We start from the raw sequence: 18,043 nt of genomic DNA, 5'->3' as shown, positions 1-18,043 counted from the left end.
TTCAACGGCAGTCCCCTTCAAATAATCTCAAAATAGCGTTTGGTCTCCCAATCGGTCACCGCCAACGAGAACTCGCGCCACTCCCACTCACGGGTCGCTACAAAATGTGCCACAAAATCATCGCCAAACAGCTCTCTAGCAATCTTCGACTCCTTCATTTTTCGTGTAGCATCCAACAAATTAGACGGCAAGCGTTCGCGCTTTGTTTGAGCATACTCATTTCCAGCTGTTGGCTCGCCCTCCAGCTTCAATCCCTGCTTAATTCCATAAAGGCCCGAAGCCAACGAAGCAGCCATTCCCAAATAGGGATTTGAATCAGAGCCAGCAACCCGCATCTCCAATCGGGTCGACTTCTCCTGCCCATTGATCACCCGAATAGCCGTCGTCCGATTATCATAGCCCCAACTCGCTGTAACCGGCGTCCAGCCACCCTCACGCAATCGCTTATAGCTGTTGACAGTTGGCGCATACATGGGTAAAATAAACGGCAAGCAATACAATTGTCCAGCCAAATAACTCTCCATAAGCGAACTCATGGGTTTCTTTTTATTTCCAGAATAGAACAAGTTCTTTTCTTGCTCTGCATCCCATAAACTCTGATGCAAATGACCACTGCACCCCGGAAGCTCATCGTGCCATTTCGCCATAAAACTAGCGACAATCCCATGGCGTGAAGCAATTTCTTTAACCCCATTCTTGAATAAAACGGCTTTGTCTGCAGCGCCCAACACCTCATCATACCGAATAGAAGCTTCGTAAACACCAGGCCCCGTTTCGGTGTGCAACCCTTCAATCGGCACATGAAAGCGAAGAAGCAAGTCAAACAACTCATTAAAATAATCCTGAAATTGAGTTGGACGAGTCATGGAGTAACCAAACATACCTGGCGTGATTGGCTTAAGATCCGTGTAGTTCCGATCAGCTAACTCACGTGAAGTTCCTAGAAAATTGAACCACTCAAACTCCTGAGAAAATACCGGCGTATAGCCCATTTCATTGGCTTGCGTTCGCACTTTCCTTAACAGATTACGCGGACAAGCCGCAAAGCCCGGTCCTTGCTCCGCACTAAAATCGGCTAAAAAGAAGGGTAACTCATTGTCCCAGGGGACTGTCCGATAAGTTGACAAATCCAACCGAGCTCTCGCATCTGGATAAGCTGTATGCCAGCCAGTCAACTTCACATTATCATAGCACTTATCATTGGAATCCCAACCAAAAACAACATCACAAAAACCAATAGACCCTCCGGCAACCTCCAAAAATTTATCTTTAAGAATGGTTTTTCCCCTTAAAATTCCATCAATATCTGTTACCGCAAACTTTATTTTGTGATGATGACTTTTCCTGATCGTCTGAAGCAATTCTGAATTTCCCATAAACTGACACTCCTCTTCCTTTTAATTACCACTCACTTTCCATCAAAATAAGAATATTGACACCTTTAAAGCAAGGTATTTGTTAAAAATAAACAGATTGTAAGCAACAACAGCATAAAAATAGCAAACAGTTACGAGCCCCACAAATAACATTTCGTTTACTATAATGACAATTAAGACACATTTAAAATAGACTATCCAAATCCTAAAACAGGATCTATAAACACATACTCCCCTAAAAATACAGCCCCTAGCAAACAAAAAAGGCAACTTCAATCTACTCCCCTCCCTAAAACGGAGGATAAAAAATAGAAAAATGAAATATATCGAACTAAAAAATCCGTATTTTTGGTTCGTCTAATACACAATCCATTTCTGAAAATTATATTAATTAAATATCTCAATCATGGCAGAATTCAGATTTAAAGCCCTGCAAAAGGTTATTGAACGGCATCCCGTTCCGGTAAAACGTGACCACAACCTGATTTCGGACTTTTACGGCATCAATGTCTTTGATCGCCCCAAAATGAAGAAATACCTCTCCAAAGAAGCATATAAAGCGGTGTGTGACGCCGTTGATCTTGGAAGAGCTGTTGACCGTAAAATGGCAGACCAAGTTGCTCAGGGAATGAAAGCATGGGCTACTGAAAATGGAGCTACACACTACACCCACTGGTTTCACCCACTAACCGATGGAACTGCAGAAAAGCATGATGCTTTTATTGTTCACGGAGAAGAAAATGGCGTTGTTGAAGCCTTTAGCGGAAAACTATTGGCCCAGCAAGAACCTGATGCTTCATCGTTCCCAAGTGGAGGAATTCGCCAAACGTTTGAGGCTCGCGGATATACTGCCTGGGATGCTTCGTCGCCAGCTTTTATTGTTGACGGAACCTTATGTATTCCTACGGTCTTTATTTCATACACCGGCGAAGCGCTCGACTACAAAACCCCTCTGCTGAAATCAATTCAGGCTGTCGATAAAGCAGCAACTGCCGTGTGTCTTTATTTCGATAAAAATGTTACCAAGGTAACAGCAAACCTTGGCTGGGAACAAGAATATTTCCTGATTGATGAAGCCCTGTTTTCGGCTCGTCCCGACTTGGTTCTAACCGGCCGGACACTGATGGGACATGCATCATCAAAAGATCAACAGCTTGACGACCACTACTTCAGCTCCATCCCAACCCGTGTTTACCGCTACATGGAAGATTTGGAAAATGAAGCTTACAAGCTGGGAATTCCCTTAAAAACAAGACATAATGAGGTTGCTCCCAACCAGTTTGAGGCGGCTCCAATTTTTGAAGAAGCCAACCTGGCCAACGACCACAACCAGCTGCTCATGGACATCATGAAGAAAGTTGCCCGCAGACACTATTTCAGGGTACTGTTCCACGAGAAGCCTTTTGCTGGCATCAATGGTTCCGGGAAACACAACAACTGGTCCTTGTCAACCGACACCGGCGTAAACCTTTATTCTCCAGGCAAAAATCCAAAATCAAATCTGCAGTTCTTAACCTTTGTCGTTAATGCCATGAAAGCTGTTTACGACAATCAGGATTTGATGCGCGCCAGCATCATCAGCGACTCCAACTCACACCGTTTGGGAGCCAACGAAGCACCACCGTCAATTCTCTCGGTATTCTTAGGAACTGAAGTTAGCAAGATGCTTGACCTGATGGAAGAAGCTGTTGTTGACCGCAAAATGACTCCGGACGAGAAAACCGCTTTGAAACTAAATATTGGCCGAATTCCTGAAATTATTCTGGACAATACCGATCGCAACAGGACCTCACCTTTTGCCTTCACTGGTAACCGTTTTGAGTTCCGTGCTGCTGGTTCATCAGCCAACTGTGCATCTTCATTAATTGCCCTCAACACGGCAGTAGCAGCTCAACTTGACCAGTTCAAAATTGATGTTGACAAACTCATCGAAAGCGGAGTTAAGAAAGATGAAGCCATCTTCCAAATTCTGAAAAAACTCATCATCAACACTAAGCCGATCCGTTTTGATGGTGACGGCTATAGCAACGATTGGGTTGTTGAAGCTCAAAAACGAGGATTGAGCAACATCAACAGTGTTCCTGAAGCACTGGAACGTTACTTAACAGAGCCTGTTAAAAAGTTGTTTGCTTCACAACAAGTGCTGACTGAAACAGAATTGGAAGGACGTACCGAAGTTGAATTCGAGAAGTTCACCATGAAAGTGCAGATTGAAGCCCGTGTTCTTGGCGATCTGGCGATTAACCACATTGTGCCAACAGCTGTTCAGTATCAAACAACGCTGTTAACCAACGTTCGCAACCTTAAGGAAGTGTTCTCGGAGGAAGAGTTTGAAGAGCTGGCACATGCCCGGAAAGAACTAATCCGAGAGATCGGAGGACACATTTCTGCCATTAAAGCGAAAGTGCGGGAAATGATTGAAGCAAGGAAAGTAGCCAATGTCATTGAAGACTCGATCGAAAAGGCAAAAGTTTACGATCGTACCGTACGCCCATACCTAAACGATATTCGTTACCACATCGACAAACTTGAATTGATTGTGGACAACGAGCTTTGGCCATTGCCAAAATACCGCGAATTACTTTTTGTAAGATAAGACCCGTTAAACGAAAAAAACGCCGGATGTAATGTCTGGCGTTTTTTATTTCAGCTTCTTCGCTGAAAAGCACAAAAAAACCGCTCCAGTAAATCACTGAAGCGGCTCCTATGCCAAATCTTTCCAATCGGCTATTTGCTTTGATTAATTGGTTGGATTTTGAGTTAATGTTCCCGGATAGGAGTTAATAGCATCCTGCGGAATGTAGTAAACCACCCGGTAGTCCGTTGGCAGAACTTCCTCCATCGCACCATGAGGCCCCGGGTAACGACGAGTCAACGAACGTCCGTTACGGAACACATCATAACTTCTTTCAGCCTGATAGGCCAACTCCAGCTGACGCTCTTTTTCGATCAACTCTGGTGCCGTCTCTGCATTCAAGCTTCCATAGCCAGCTCCCGGGATAGAACGCTCACGAATGGTGTTCAAATCCTCAAGCGCTCCCGGGTAGTTTCCCAACTTCGCCTGTGCCTCTGCACGGTTCAAGTAAACTTCTCCCAAACGCGAAATCACTGGAGAGTGCAAATGCGACTCTTCTCCTTCCAACGAAGCTTTGGTGATATAGAACATTGGATAAGCTCTATTTAAACGCATCTCATAATCCAAGACACCGGTATACGTGTTTCCATCACTGTAATCAACACTGTATATTCCTTGTGCTGCATCAACCGCTGTCAGAGTATAGGTTTGATCCCCATCAACACAAGTCACAGTTTCTCCCGAATGGGTTGTCGGTGCTTGTACGTAGTTGTAATTGACATGTACCCCAGAGGAATAAACATTTTTAATGAAGCGGAATACTTCTCTCTTTTCATCGGTATATTGAGGATCGATAAAAGCAGCACGAGCATCAACCAACTTGCGAGATTCTTCGCGCCAGTCGTTTCGTCCTGTTTCATCCAACAAAGTCAGGTATTTGGCACTGGCGTACATTTCACCCCAGCCCATACCGCCAATATTGGCATACATTCCACCAATTCCGTAGTAATGGTCGTAACCGGAGAATTCTGAAGCAACACGTTTTACCGCAAAAATCGTCTCTGCATTTTGCTCTGGCGTAAAGGTTGTGTATTGCATGAAGGTCTCCCGATCAAGCAACTCGTAATAGCCAGAGTCAATCACACGGTTGGCATAATCAACGGCTAAGGTTGCATATTCCGTATTCGGGCTTTCCCAAGTTCCACTCATATAAAGATACACCCGTGACAACATGGCCTGAGCTGCTCCTTTAGATGCCCGAATTGACTCTCCTTCATCTGACAACAAGCTTTCTGCTTTTTTCAAATCGCTGATTGCTTGCTCATAAGTTTGGGCAACCGTTGAGCGATCAGGTAATTCCAGGTTATTCATATCCTCAGGAGTCCCATTCACAATTGGCACACCCAAATTTTGATCAGGACTTTGGTAATAGGGACGGCCATAGGCGCGACACAGATAAAAATACATCAGTCCGCGCAGGTAATAGCATTCGCCTAACTTACTATCAACTTCTTCGCTAATTCCCTCATCAATCATATCAATAATGTTGGAAGACTGCGCAATTACTTTATAACTGTTATCCCAAAATGTTTGCAAACGGCCATTGTTAGGCGTCCGGGAGTATGAAATAAATTCATAGAATGAATCCGTAGAAGTCCCCCGGATCATCATGTTATCCCCAGCATACTCGCCACAACGGTGCATCACATCCGACCAGGCTTTCATCTGAGCGTAACACCCGTTCAACAAGGCATCCATTGATCCATCCGGATCATCAACGACAGACTCTGATGCCATAGACCCATAAGGTAAACGTTCGATCTCACAGGCTGTAAACAGGCTAGCTCCAGCAAGCAACAGAATGGCTATTTTTTTCATTGGTCTGATCTTTATTGTCATCTTATTACTAATTCTCATGTTTGTATTTTTTTTCATCGTTACAAATCAGAAATATTACCTTCAAATTCTTGGTTACTCTTAGAATGTTAAGTTAACTCCGAAGATGAATTTACGAGTTGATGGATAAACTGTTGTTGTTACCCCTGTTACTTTTCCTTCTTTAGGAGGAATTTCGGGATCAACACCAGAGTAGTTAGTCAGAGTAAGCAGGTTTTCACCTGAAACAAACAATCTCAAATTAGAAATATAGTATTCTGGCAATGCCAAATTATAACCCAAAGTAACATTTCGCAATTTCAAATAATCACCGTCTTCCAAGTAGCGAGATGATGCTTTATTTGAATTGCTTGAATTATTATAGCTAGGCAGTGGATGTGTCGCAATATCACCAGGTTTTTCCCAGCGAGACCAATCATCCATTAATCGCATTTGGTTACGATCGGTGTAAGCACCATCTGAGTCATACTCTGCACGTGTATAATTATAAATTTTACCACCTACTGAATAACCAAAAACAGCACTAAAATCAAAGTCCTTATAGTTCAGTTGCGTTGAGAAACCACCAAAAAAGTCAGGCGTATAAGCTCCGGCTTTTACAAGGTCAGCCTTATCATATTCGTTGGTAGTCACACGGCTTCCATCCTCAGCAGTTGTATACCAAAGTGCATCGCCATTTTCAGGATCTACTCCAGCCCACTCACGAACATACCAAGTATCGCTATCAACTCCTGGCTTCCACAATTTATTGGCACCACCAGCAATGCCCGAACCATCACCTACAATAATTTCGGCACGGTCACCATAAAGCTTCTCAATTTTGTTTCGGTTCAACCCCAAGTTTGCATCAAAACTCCAGAATAAATCTTTGGTCTTAATGATATCGACGCCCATAGTAACTTCAAACCCTTTATTGTTCAACTCACCAACGTTACGCCAAAGACGGGTAACTCCAGTAAGCCCAGAAACAGGAACAGCATAAAGCAAATTGCTCGTGTTTTTATCATACAGATCCACAGTCATCCGTAGGCGTTTAAAGAAAGCCAAATCTAAACCGATACCAGTTGTATAGGTTTTTTCCCAAGTCAGATCCTTATTCCCAATTTGCGAAATAAGTGCTCCCGGAACTTCATTATAACTTTGTGATACAGAATACAAGTCATACTGAGGATACAACGAATTTGGACGGTTACCCACAGAACCATAGGAAAGGCGAAGTTTTAGTACATCTACCCAGTCGCTGTTAAACCATTGCTCCCGGTTGATACTCCATCCTCCACTGATTGAGAAGAAGTTTCCATACTTGGCGTTATCACCAAAGTTCGAAGCACCATCACGTCTTAAAGACAACTGAGCATAATAGCGTCCATCGTAACCATAATGAGCATTCAAAAAGGTTGATTGTACAGCCCATTCATTAATTTTCCCCTCTGTTGCTTCTGGCTTAGCTGTGACATCCAGAACTTCAAATCCGGGGACAAATCCGGTACCGATAGCTTTAATCTCCTTGTGTCTATAATCATTAAACTCATAGGCCACCATTGCATTTAAACTATGGTTTTCCCAAACCTTATTGATGCGCAACAACTGGTTTGTATACCGGCGAGTTAAATTAGACTGGTATTCTTCCAAACGACCATTAACTCCTTCTCCCGCTGAGGAACGAGGATCCGTGTAGCTATTGCTGGAGTATCCTCTCCATTTGAAGTTATTGACAGAAGAGAACGTCAACCAATCGGTAAGCTTAACATCAAAATCAAGGTTACCCATAAACTCATAAGTTGTTGACTCACTACGGTTCCATTGCAAGTCGTGCAAATAGTTTGTACTGTTACTGTTTACCCAGCTACTCGAGTAGTTTTCAACAATATTTCCTTCTTCATCATATGCGCTGTCCCAAGGCAAATTAGAGTACATCGCACTAACAGCATGTTGCTGATCTGAAATATCTCTTTTTGATCCGGCAACCGAAGGCCTGATATTCAACCAAGGCGTAAATTCAAAATCTGTTTTATAGCGGAAATTATAACGCTTGTAGTCGTAACCTTTTACGGCTCCTTCTTCGTCATAAACACCAACCGACAGGTAAGATTTCACTTTTTCTTTACCCCCGGCAATAGACACATTATAGTCCTGTGCAATTCCCGTTTGACTGGCTAAATCCCACCAATCAAAGTTGCTATTCCGCAAATCGTCATTCCATCGAGGAAAAGAAATCTCATCAACATTGCCAAAAGACTTATAATAGTCATACAACTCAGCACCATTCATCACTTCCAGGTTACCGCGATCTAAACTGGTTAGTGCCAACTTTGCCGATGCTTTAATCGTCATTTTATCCGCTTTCGCTTTATTGGTGGTAACCACAATCACACCGTTGGCTCCCTGCGAACCGTAAATTGCCGTCGATGCCGCATCTTTCAAGATTGTAATCGTCTCAACATCGGAAGGATTTAGAGCACCAGCATCAGAACCAACAATAACACCATCGATTACCCAAAGCGGGTCATTGCTTCCATTCACCGTTGATTTACCACGAATGATAATTGCTCCGGCTGCACCTGGCTGTCCACTTCCTGGAGCCACATAAACACCCGGCGCTTTACCACTCAACATATTCTCAACCGAAGGAGTTGTTACATCTTTCAGTTTTTCGCTATTCACCGTTTGCATCGAGCCGGTTAAACTCTCTTTGCGTTGCGTTCCATAACCAACCACAACAACCTCATCCATACCAATGGTTTCCTCCTCCAATATAATATTGAAAGAGGTTTGGCTTCCAACAACAATCTCCTGACTCCTCATGCCTACAAAAGAGAAGACCAAAGTCGCTTCTGAAGTCACGCCCGACAGCTCAAAACGGCCATCGATATCCGTGATGGTTCCCTGGGTCGTTCCTTTAATCGCAACGGTTACCCCTGGCAGTGGCCCTCCTGTTGGATCAGTCACTTTTCCGGTTACCGTCCGGTTATCCTGTGTCAGCTGCAAAGTCGAAAGAATGATATGTCTTTCTGAAATCTGGTAGTTTACATTGGTATCTGCAAAAAGAAGATCCAACACCTCTTCAATACTGCGGTTTTTAACATCAACTTGTACGGTACGGTCCAAATCGATGGCCTCTTTATTATAAACAAAATAATAATCGCTTTGATCTTCAATCCGAAGCAAAGCGTCAACTACCTTGGCATTATGAAGGTCTAGCGAAAACCTCGCTGACTGGGCATATGCGTCTAATGCGAATGACTGCACAAGTCCCAGCATTATAAACAAAATCGTAAACTTCATTTTTAATACAATTTTCTGGGGATGCCTGAGTATTAAGCCACAGGCATACAATCCTCTGTTTTTTTTCATACTTTTGAATTGATTTGTTAGTGTTTTAATAAATCATAGAATTTTTTTACATCCGAACAGGGGGGAGTTGCAGCTCTTTCCTGTTCTTCATTTAAAAGACTTATTTCATAGGCGAATCTGTTTTTTCATACTTTTCTAATCTGTATTGTTTTTAATTAATAATTCGATTGTGATCTCTGCTCACGACAATCTTCCGTCTGGCATAACTCCCGTCAGCCTGCCGCTTTCGAGCTGGATAGTCAACCTTGATGGGAATGGAACTGGACAGAATGGAGAACACCTGCTCAATGCTTTCATCAACAAAGGTGGCATACAAGTTCAAGCGCCCCAGGGAAGGGTCTTTCAACTCGATATCCACATTGTACCAGCGCTCCAGGTCGTTCACAATGTCACTGAACTGTTCATTCCGAAACAGCAATTTTCCGTCTTTCCAACCAGTGAAAGCATCCATATCTTCAACTCGCCAAGCGGTTATCTCGTTCCCGTCTATACGATATTGGGCTGCATATCCGGGCTCCAAGGCATACTCTTTTCTGCTATTTGCCGGAATCATGGTTACTTTTCCTTCAACCAGCGTTGTTTCAATGATCTCCTCATCTACAAAAGCATTTACATTGAACTTGGTTCCATAAACCTTCACCGATAAATGATCGGTTTCAACCAGCATCGGCACCTGCTTATTAGATACCACTTCAAAGTAAGCTTCCCCTTCAAGATGCACCCGTCGCAGCTTTGCCGAGAAAACCGGAGGACATGAAAGGCTACTTCCTGAGTTTAGCCAAACCAATGAGCCATCAGGCAAAACAACTTGAGTTTTTGCACCAGGACTAGCAAAAAAGGTATTGTAATTTTCAGCTGTTTGTTCCTCCCCAAGAGTGATGTCTGTGGAATTGGTCTGATAAAAAAGATAAATTGAAGTGAGTAATAATGGAAAGGCTAAAACCGCAGCCACCCGGGTAATCAGTAGCAAGATTTTATCTTTTGAAGAAGTTTGCCGTCCGTTTCCTTTTTGTTTTTCATGAACCTGACTCTTCAAGCGAGCCAAAGCATAGGCCACCTCTGCAGCATCTGGCTGAACAGATTCAAGCTTCATCGCCGTTAGCAGCTTGTAAGCATAAGCCAACTCCTCAGCACGAATTCCATAGCTGATCATCAATGCCTTTTGCTCCTCAGCAGTCGCATCTTTAGACGTTCGAATAGCATCCTGAAACGTCTCGTCAGCCAGCAATTTTATCAATTTCCCTTCTGGTTCCATAGTCAACTATTATTGCCATTTACAAGTATAGAAGGCAAAAGTTGAAAAAGGTACTAGGGAAATCAGTACTATTTTTTCACAAAAACAAAAAAGGTAAAGAGAAGTCCATCTAAATCATCCATCCGCTCCCACTGTTTGCGGTCGAGTTTAGAACTTAGGCTGCCCATGGTTCGCTGCATCAGGTTTTTCACCGTTTGCTCTTTCACATTCAGAATATCAGCAATTTCGAGGTATTTCAAATTATAGTAAAACCGTAGAAAAACCAGCTCGCGTTGGCGTTCCGGTAAGTCATTGATGGTGGCGATCAGGCTTTCACGAAGCTTTTCTGAAATCTCGGGAATCTCTGTAAACTCATTTTCGACAAAGGAAAAAGCTTGCTTCTCCGAAATCTTAGTCAGTATCTCAGCATCCGCTGCAAAGTAGCGTTCTTTATTTTCAAAAAGCTTACGCCTTAAGGCCGTGATCAGGTATGCTTTCGGATTCAACACTTCCCCTAAGGTTTTCCGTTTCTCCCACACCCGAACGAAAACATCTTGAATCGAGTCTTTTACCAAGTCCGGAAGGTTGAAAATCTTCATCCCATAGAGGTACAAGTCCGGATACAAACGAGTAAACAAGTCAGACAATCCTTGCTCATTGCCTGCTTTCATTTGATTCCAAACCAAGCTCATCGGTATTTCTTCCTTCCCATTCATGTACCTCAAAAAAAGAGAATTATTTACGAATATCGCAATATATATACTTTATCTTTACATTTTTCGTTTTTCCATAACGAACAAAATTGGTTACTTTTATCGCCTAAATCTGCCTATATTCATGAAGCGAACGTATTTAGCTGTCATTAGCCTTTCGTTGGTCCTGCTGATCCTGGGAGCTTGTTCTTCCCAAAAATATTATCGATCAGGTCAACTTTCCTATGAGATTGGAGAATACTATCGGGCGACCGAAAAATACCGTAAAGCTTATCGCAAAGATGATAACTTACAGCATAAAATGGAAATGGCTTACCATATGGCAGAGGCTTACCGGGCAATTGGCGAGTACGGCAAAGCTGCCATTTGGTACAAAAACGCCATTCGCCGGCAACACCCCGATTTTAAAGCCGTGCTCCACTATGCCGATTGTTTGCGGGCAACCAAGAAATACGAAGAAGCGATTGAAGCTTACCAACAGTACCTCGACTCCGTTCCGCAGGATGTACAAGCCATTAATGGCTTGGATGCTTGCCGTTACATTCAGGACTGGGAGGATAAGCCAACACGCTATGTCGTTAACTCCGTGCGTGAGTTAAATTCGAAATACGCCGACTACGCCCCTGTTTTTGTGGGTGGACGTGACAATGAAATTTTAATGACTTCGACCCGCGAGAATAACGTTGGGAAGAAAGAGAACAACATTACCGGCGAACAGTTTGCCGATATCTTTCGGGTTGAATACCAGGTTCAGCGTCAAAAGTGGGGAGCTCCCAAACTGATTGATGAGTCAGGCCTGATTAACACGCCTGATGAAGAAGGAGCCGTTACCCTTTCCAGTAGTGGTGATGAAATGATTTTCACCCGGGCACGCTACAACAAACAGGAAGATCTTGGTGCCGAACTCTATCGCGTTAAGATGTCGCGCGGAGATTGGTCGGAGCCAGTTAAGCTTGAATTGCTTGGAGACAGTCTGATAGCTGCTCACCCATCCTTATCTGCCAATGGCGACACGCTTTACTTTGTATCGGACAAACCCGGCGGATTTGGTGGCAAAGACATTTGGATGAGTGTTCGCAGTGGAGCTACTTTCGGCACGCCTGTTAACCTGGGGGCAAAGATCAACACCCCTGGCGATGAAGTCTTCCCGACCATCCGTTCCAATGGTGAATTGTATTTCTCTTCGAACTACCACATGGGCATGGGCGGACTGGACATTTTCAAAGCGACTCGTAATGAAGATGGAGAATGGCACATTCAAAACATGAAAGCCCCCATCAACTCATCAGGCGATGATTTTGGCATGGCATTTATTGAAGGCGAAGAAACCCGTGGGCTTTTTGCATCGAACCGGAAAGGCTCCCGAAGCGATGATATTTACTCCTTTTACCTGCCGCCAAAGATTTTCCGCATTGCCGGCGAAATTTACAACAAAGAAACCAGCCAGCGCTTGGATGGCGCCCGTATCCGAATCATTGGGACTGACGGAACCAACCTGAAAATGCGTGCTGATGACGGCAAGTTCCAGATGAAGCTGAACCCGGAAACCGAATATGTTTTTGCAGCCTTTAAAGATGGCTTCCTGAACGACAAAGGGCGCGAATCCACCATTGGATTGGCAGACAGCAAAGACTTCCGGCTTGACCTGTACCTGACGCCAACCGATGCACCAATCAAAATTGATAACATCAACTACGAATTTGGAAGTTGGGAACTTTTACCGGAATCGGTGTCGGCACTCGACAGTCTGGTTGACATCCTGACCCTTAACCCAACCATCACCATTGAGTTGATGGCGCATACCGACTTTGTCGGTTCTGAGCAATTCAACTTTAACCTGTCGCAAAAACGGGCGCAATCAGTCGTTGATTACCTCATTCAGAAAGGAATTAATCCTGATCGTTTGGTGGCTAAGGGCTATGGCGAAACCTGGCCGAAAAAAGTTACCCGCACCATGGCCAAACAATACGAATTCCTGCAACGCAACGATGAGCTGACAGAAGAATTCATCAACGGGCTAACACCCGAACAGCAGGAGATCGCCAAAGCACTCAACCGGAGAACCGAATTTCGAGTGCTTTCTACCGATTTCCACGAGCGCTTCGCTCCCGAGGTCGAAGAGTAAGGAAGAGCCGGGGCAAGGAGCAGAGTGCATGGGGAAAGAGGAGAAATAACAGTCAATAGGCTTTAGATCAAAGACTACGACAAGCAGGAGGCAAAAATCAAAAGGAAACCGGAACAAAGATTGATGAAAGAGAAAACTTCATGATTAAAGACAGTGATCTTGCGATCGGTCACGAAAGATCGACTCTTTAATCCATAGCGGGTTAGTCCAAAAACGCAAAGGCCTTCGATAAAAGCAAACGATTTCAAACAGATCTGTGAGCAGAGATAAGTGTGTTTTCCTGAACTTGAAACTTGAAACCTGGAACTTCAAACATTCATCCGAAGGGCAACAGCAAGCAAAGAAAAAATAGGTCTCAGGTCTTTAAAAGGAGTCTATGTTTCCCTCCTCAAAAATCCTTCACACAAAATAAACGCAATTGCTTTTCTTATGGCAGAAAGACGCTTATTTTTGCAAAGAGAAAACAGCCGAACAGAAAACGACGCTTCCTGGATATTTTCAACACATTGGAGGAAAGAGACTACCCGCTGAAGGAGACTAAGCAAGCAAGATGCTTCGTTCGTTTGTTTTATAGCAATGACCAGAAAATTCAGACAAATGACAAAATCTTATTTCCCAAGCCTGCAGAATGTTAATAAGGCCAAGCTGACCTTAAACGAAATATTGAGCGCCACCCCCTTAACCGAAAATTTAAATCTGTCGGAGCAATTCAGTGCGCAGGTTTATCTTAAGCGCGAAGACCTGCAAATCGTTCGTTCCTACAAAATTCGGGGAGCATACAACAAAATTAAAAGCCTGAGTGCCGAGCAACTGAAGAACGGTATTGTTTGTGCCAGCGCTGGAAACCATGCACAGGGAGTTGCCTATTCTTGCCAAAAACTGGGTATTCAAGGGAAAATATACATGCCCACCACAACACCGCGCCAAAAAATTAAGCAGGTGAAAATGTTTGGGAAGCAGTTTGTAGAGATTGTCTTGCACGGCGACACTTACGATGCGGCCAGCAGCGAAGCCTGGAAAGATTGCACCGAAAACAAAAAAACGTTCATCCCGCCTTTTGACGATCCCCTGATTATTGAGGGACAGGCCACAACAGCCCTTGAAATTTTGCAGGACTCCACCTGCCAGATTGATTACCTGTTTGTGCCTATTGGTGGCGGCGGCCTTATTGCCGGTGTTGGAAGTTATTTCAAACAAATGAGCCCCAATACCAAGATCATTGGTGTTGAGCCAGCCGGAGCACCTTCCATGAGCGAGTCCTTAAAAAAAGGCGAAGTGGTCACCCTCGAAAATATCGATAAGTTTGTTGATGGGGCAGCCGTGCAACGGGTGGGCGACCTTCCTTTTCAAATTTGTCAGCAGGTTATTGACGACATTGTCATTGTTCCGGAGGGACGCATCTGCACCAAAATTCTGGAGCTCTATAACCGCGATGCCATCGTTGTTGAACCAGCCGGAGCCTTGTCAATTGCCGCTCTGGATTATTACGCCAATCAAATTAAAGGGAAGAATGTCGTGTGCATTGTTTCGGGTAGCAACAACGACATCACCCGCACCGAAGAGATTAAAGAACGCTCCCTTCTGTTCGAAGGGCTGAAGCACTATTTCATCGTTCGCTTTCCGCAGCGGGCCGGAGCTCTACGCGACTTTGTAGAACGCGTACTGGGACCAACAGATGACATCACCCACTTTGAGTACACCAAAAAGAACAGCCGTGAACGGGGCCCCGCTTTTGTAGGCATCGAAGTTCAAGATCACAAAGATGTGGAGGGACTGTTAACCCGCATGCAAGAGAATGGCTTTGTCTATGAGTATGTGAATGACAAGCCCGATCTGTTCCAGTATTTGATCTAACGAACGGTGACAGGAAACAGGAAAAGGGAGACTGGAGAGCGAAGGAAGATTAGAGTATTAGAAGGTTCGAGTGGTGGAATGAACTTAGGGACATAGGAACTTTGAATTTCCAAGTCTGCACCCTCCTGCTTCAAATGTGTCAATAGAAGAACTGTTTTTTCAAATCTAAATATTCCAAACCACAGAGAACACAGAGATTTTATATCAGTGTAATCCGAGAACTTCTGGGAAAAGCTTGAGTTCATAGAGACTCAGGGACTGCGAACTTCCAGGCTTTAACCCGATCTGTTTCTCTATTTGAACTAGCGGACGGAGAGCCAAGGGCAGAGAGGTAAGAGCAAAGGAAGATTAGAATATTAGAAGGTTCGAGTGGTGGAATGAACTTAGGGACTCAGGAACTTATGTACTCAGGAACTTTGAACTTAGGAACTTATCTCCCCAGAAACTCCTGAACTTTATCTGCAGGAAAACCGTTGCATACCTTAATCTAACAAACTCTTATTCAAAAACTAAGGTTTTCGCTCATGCCTGCACCAAAACCACAAACCATCGATGAAGTCATTGACCTGCTGGATCACATTATCCGAGTCAGCGAGCAGAACAACGATCCGGCGGGCTACTTTGCCGCCCTGTATCAGCAAGTCACCATCCAGGTAAAAGAAGGCATAGCCAACAACTTTTTTGATGATAGCCCGCGCATGGAACAGCTCGATGTGCTGTTTGCCCAACGCTACCTCGATGCCTGGTATGCCTGGCAGGACGGGGCAGCTGTCACGGGGTCGTGGCAACAGGCTTTTGCTGTTTCGCACAACTACTGGCCCATCGTGTTGCAACATTTATTGCTGGGCATGAATGCGCATATCAACCTCGATTTGGGAATTGCAGCCACTCAAATCATGGCTGGCAAACAACTCGACGATTTGCACAACGATTTCAACCGGATCAATGCCATTCTCTCTTCCTTGGTACACGAGGTTCAGAACAAACTATCTCGCATTTGGCCAGCCCTGAAATACATCCTGAAATGGACCGGCGAAGTGGATGATTACCTGGTTGATTTCAGCATGCAGCTGGCCCGCGATGGCGCCTGGAAATTTGCTACCCAGCTGCATCAAACACCACCTGAGCAGCAGGCTGATTTTATCGGTCAACGTGACCAACGGGTAGCCACTAAAGTAGTCGTCGTCCTCGAACCCGGTTTAATTGCCAACACCGTCCTTGCCATGGTTCGTCTCACCGAACGGGGCACCATCCCTCAAAAAATCAAGAAACTAAAGGCCTAGTAACTAGTCGATTTTTCGGTAGTAGAATCAGCAAGCGTACCAGCCTGATTTTTCTGCTTACCCATAGGTTGAAATATCCTGAAGGCGTGCAAGATCTACGATGGTTATTTTCCGTCCTTCACTTTCCACGAGGCCTTCCTTCCTAAAATCGGCCAGGTTTTTCAGGACACTCTCCTTCGAGAAACCAATTACCCGGGCCATGTCGCTTCGGGTCAATGGCAGTTCAAACGACCGCTGCCCATAGCTCTTTTCAAATTCGCACAACAGAAAAGCCAGTGCACCGGCGGAGTTCCGCTCGGTCAGCTTCATATGCCAGTTCAGGAAATTCTCATTCACCATCGAGATGTACTGAATAAAAGCCATCGAAAAGCGCGGATTACTTGTCAGCAAACGGGAAAACAGCTGATAATCGATAATCAGCACTTTGCAATCGGTAAGTGCCCGGGCCGAAAACCGATAGTTCCTTGTTGAGTAAGCACAGTTAATGCCAATGATTTCACCCGAGAAAAGCAACATCAGCGATTTCTTGGTCCGCTCATCGTCGAGGGTCAACTCAACAGTTCCGTCCTGAATCAGGTACAAATCATGAACCGGTGCTCCTTTTTTAACCACCAGCTCGCCCTGCTTAAAATCCAGGTATCGGCCGCTGTCAAACAGTTCGGCCTTCTCGTCAACACGAAGCTCATTAATGCAGGTACTGCCCGTTGGATAAACTATTTCCATAAACTACAATCATTAAACAGGGTGTAAAGTTACACCCCTGGCTATTTCTTAATACACAGCTGCGGACGATGTAGCCCGCAGCTAAAGCGCTAGTTTTGTAAAAGTATTAAATTAAAACTTTTCAGATGGAAACATTACAAGATCAAATAATCGATTTTAACGTAGCATCAACAACAAAATCCAATTCTGTTGCTGAAATAAAAGTACGACAGTTTAATGTGCTAATCGACGAGCCCAGCCAGTTGGGTGGAACCGACCAGGCACCAAACCCGGTAGAGTACATCTTGACTGGGCTGGCGGGATGCATGCATATCCTGGGTTTCAAGGTGGCGCAAGAACTGGAGATGGAATTAACCGACCTGAAGATTAACATCACAGGACAGCTTAACCCCATGAAACTATTTGGCATGCCTACCGAAGACCGCGCAGGCTACCAAGGCATTAGCATTAGCCTGCAACCCGAAACCAATGCCGATGCTCAAACAGTGGAGCAATGGAAGAGCATCATGGCCGAACGTAGCCCGGTATTGGATAACCTTAGCCGCGAAACTCCGGTGGAGGTTAAGCTTGGCTAGCCAAGCACACAACAAAAAAACAACTACATACATGCACCCGGTCTGATGATCCTTCGCGATCGCTCAGTCCGGGTTTTTTATTGGGATTCGGCTAGGCTAAACCTCGTGTAAATTGAATAACCGTGAGGATAACCCATAGTCAGCATGTGGGGTGCATAGCCCTTCCCCGGGTGTCGCAGATTCCGATCCGCGACTACACTACGGGCAAGGTCATCTCTAACCCGCTGACAACTTCCGGCGGATCGGAATCCGCCGCACCCATTAAACACCTACTTTTTGGGTTAAATCCAGACATTCACGAATTCATCAAACTATTTCATTCTTATTGAGCGAGT

11 protein-coding genes are annotated in these 18,043 nt (G+C 44.6%); 5 read left to right on the top strand and 6 right to left on the bottom strand.

What is annotated here, in order from left to right:
• Nucleotides 1-17 precede the first annotated feature (17 nt).
• Entirely contained in the window at nt 18-1,376 is a 1,359-nt protein-coding gene (locus BM156_RS03115; RefSeq protein ID WP_093918351.1) for a glutamine synthetase family protein, read from the bottom strand.
• Nucleotides 1,377-1,782: 406 nt separating this feature from the next.
• Between BM156_RS03115 and BM156_RS03110 the strand changes: the two genes are divergently transcribed.
• Nucleotides 1,783-3,972 (top strand): glutamine synthetase III family protein, encoded by a 2,190-nt coding sequence (locus BM156_RS03110; RefSeq protein WP_093918350.1) that lies wholly within the window; start codon nt 1,783-1,785, stop codon nt 3,970-3,972.
• Between the two features lie 144 nt (nt 3,973-4,116).
• Here BM156_RS03110 and BM156_RS03105 read toward each other — a convergent pair whose 3' ends face one another.
• From BM156_RS03105 to BM156_RS03090, 4 genes are all read right to left on the bottom strand, one after another.
• Nucleotides 4,117-5,829: a RagB/SusD family nutrient uptake outer membrane protein gene (locus tag BM156_RS03105; RefSeq protein WP_093918677.1), complete on the bottom strand. Its 1,713-nt coding sequence runs from the start codon at nt 5,827-5,829 to the stop codon at nt 4,117-4,119.
• Between the two features lie 99 nt (nt 5,830-5,928).
• On the bottom strand, nt 5,929-9,201 hold the full coding sequence (locus tag BM156_RS03100) for a TonB-dependent receptor (RefSeq protein WP_212733392.1): 3,273 nt from the start codon (nt 9,199-9,201) through the stop codon (nt 5,929-5,931).
• 151 nt (nt 9,202-9,352) lie between these two features.
• On the bottom strand, nt 9,353-10,456 hold the full coding sequence (locus BM156_RS03095) for a FecR family protein (protein WP_093918349.1): 1,104 nt from the start codon (nt 10,454-10,456) through the stop codon (nt 9,353-9,355).
• Between the two features lie 68 nt (nt 10,457-10,524).
• Complete coding sequence (locus BM156_RS03090) at nt 10,525-11,151, bottom strand: RNA polymerase sigma factor (protein ID WP_093918348.1); 627 nt, start codon at nt 11,149-11,151, stop codon at nt 10,525-10,527.
• Between the two features lie 121 nt (nt 11,152-11,272).
• Here BM156_RS03090 and porE point away from each other — a divergent pair, with 121 nt between their 5' ends.
• The 3 genes from porE (at nt 11,273) to BM156_RS03075 (ending at nt 16,410) form a co-directional block, all read left to right on the top strand.
• Nucleotides 11,273-13,273: a PorE family type IX secretion system protein gene (gene porE / locus BM156_RS03085; RefSeq protein WP_170846842.1), complete on the top strand. Its 2,001-nt coding sequence runs from the start codon at nt 11,273-11,275 to the stop codon at nt 13,271-13,273.
• Between the two features lie 597 nt (nt 13,274-13,870).
• Nucleotides 13,871-15,127 carry a threonine ammonia-lyase gene (gene ilvA / locus BM156_RS03080; protein ID WP_093918346.1) on the top strand — a complete coding sequence of 419 codons (1,257 nt, stop codon included), beginning with the start codon at nt 13,871-13,873 and terminating at the stop codon, nt 15,125-15,127.
• Between the two features lie 524 nt (nt 15,128-15,651).
• Entirely contained in the window at nt 15,652-16,410 is a 759-nt protein-coding gene (locus tag BM156_RS03075; RefSeq protein WP_093918345.1) for a DUF5995 family protein, read from the top strand.
• A gap of 57 nt (nt 16,411-16,467) precedes the next feature.
• Here BM156_RS03075 and BM156_RS03070 read toward each other — a convergent pair whose 3' ends face one another.
• Nucleotides 16,468-17,133: a Crp/Fnr family transcriptional regulator gene (locus BM156_RS03070; RefSeq protein ID WP_093918344.1), complete on the bottom strand. Its 666-nt coding sequence runs from the start codon at nt 17,131-17,133 to the stop codon at nt 16,468-16,470.
• Between the two features lie 125 nt (nt 17,134-17,258).
• Between BM156_RS03070 and BM156_RS03065 the strand changes: the two genes are divergently transcribed.
• Entirely contained in the window at nt 17,259-17,708 is a 450-nt protein-coding gene (locus BM156_RS03065) for an OsmC family protein (protein ID WP_093918343.1), read from the top strand.
• The last annotated feature ends 335 nt before the right edge of the window (nt 17,709-18,043 follow it).

The sequence above is a fragment of the Sunxiuqinia elliptica genome (assembly GCF_900113005.1).
Taxonomy (GTDB): domain Bacteria; phylum Bacteroidota; class Bacteroidia; order Bacteroidales; family Prolixibacteraceae; genus Sunxiuqinia; species Sunxiuqinia elliptica.
Note: the sequence above shows the minus strand (reverse complement) of the source record. Positions and strands in the feature narration are given on the sequence as shown.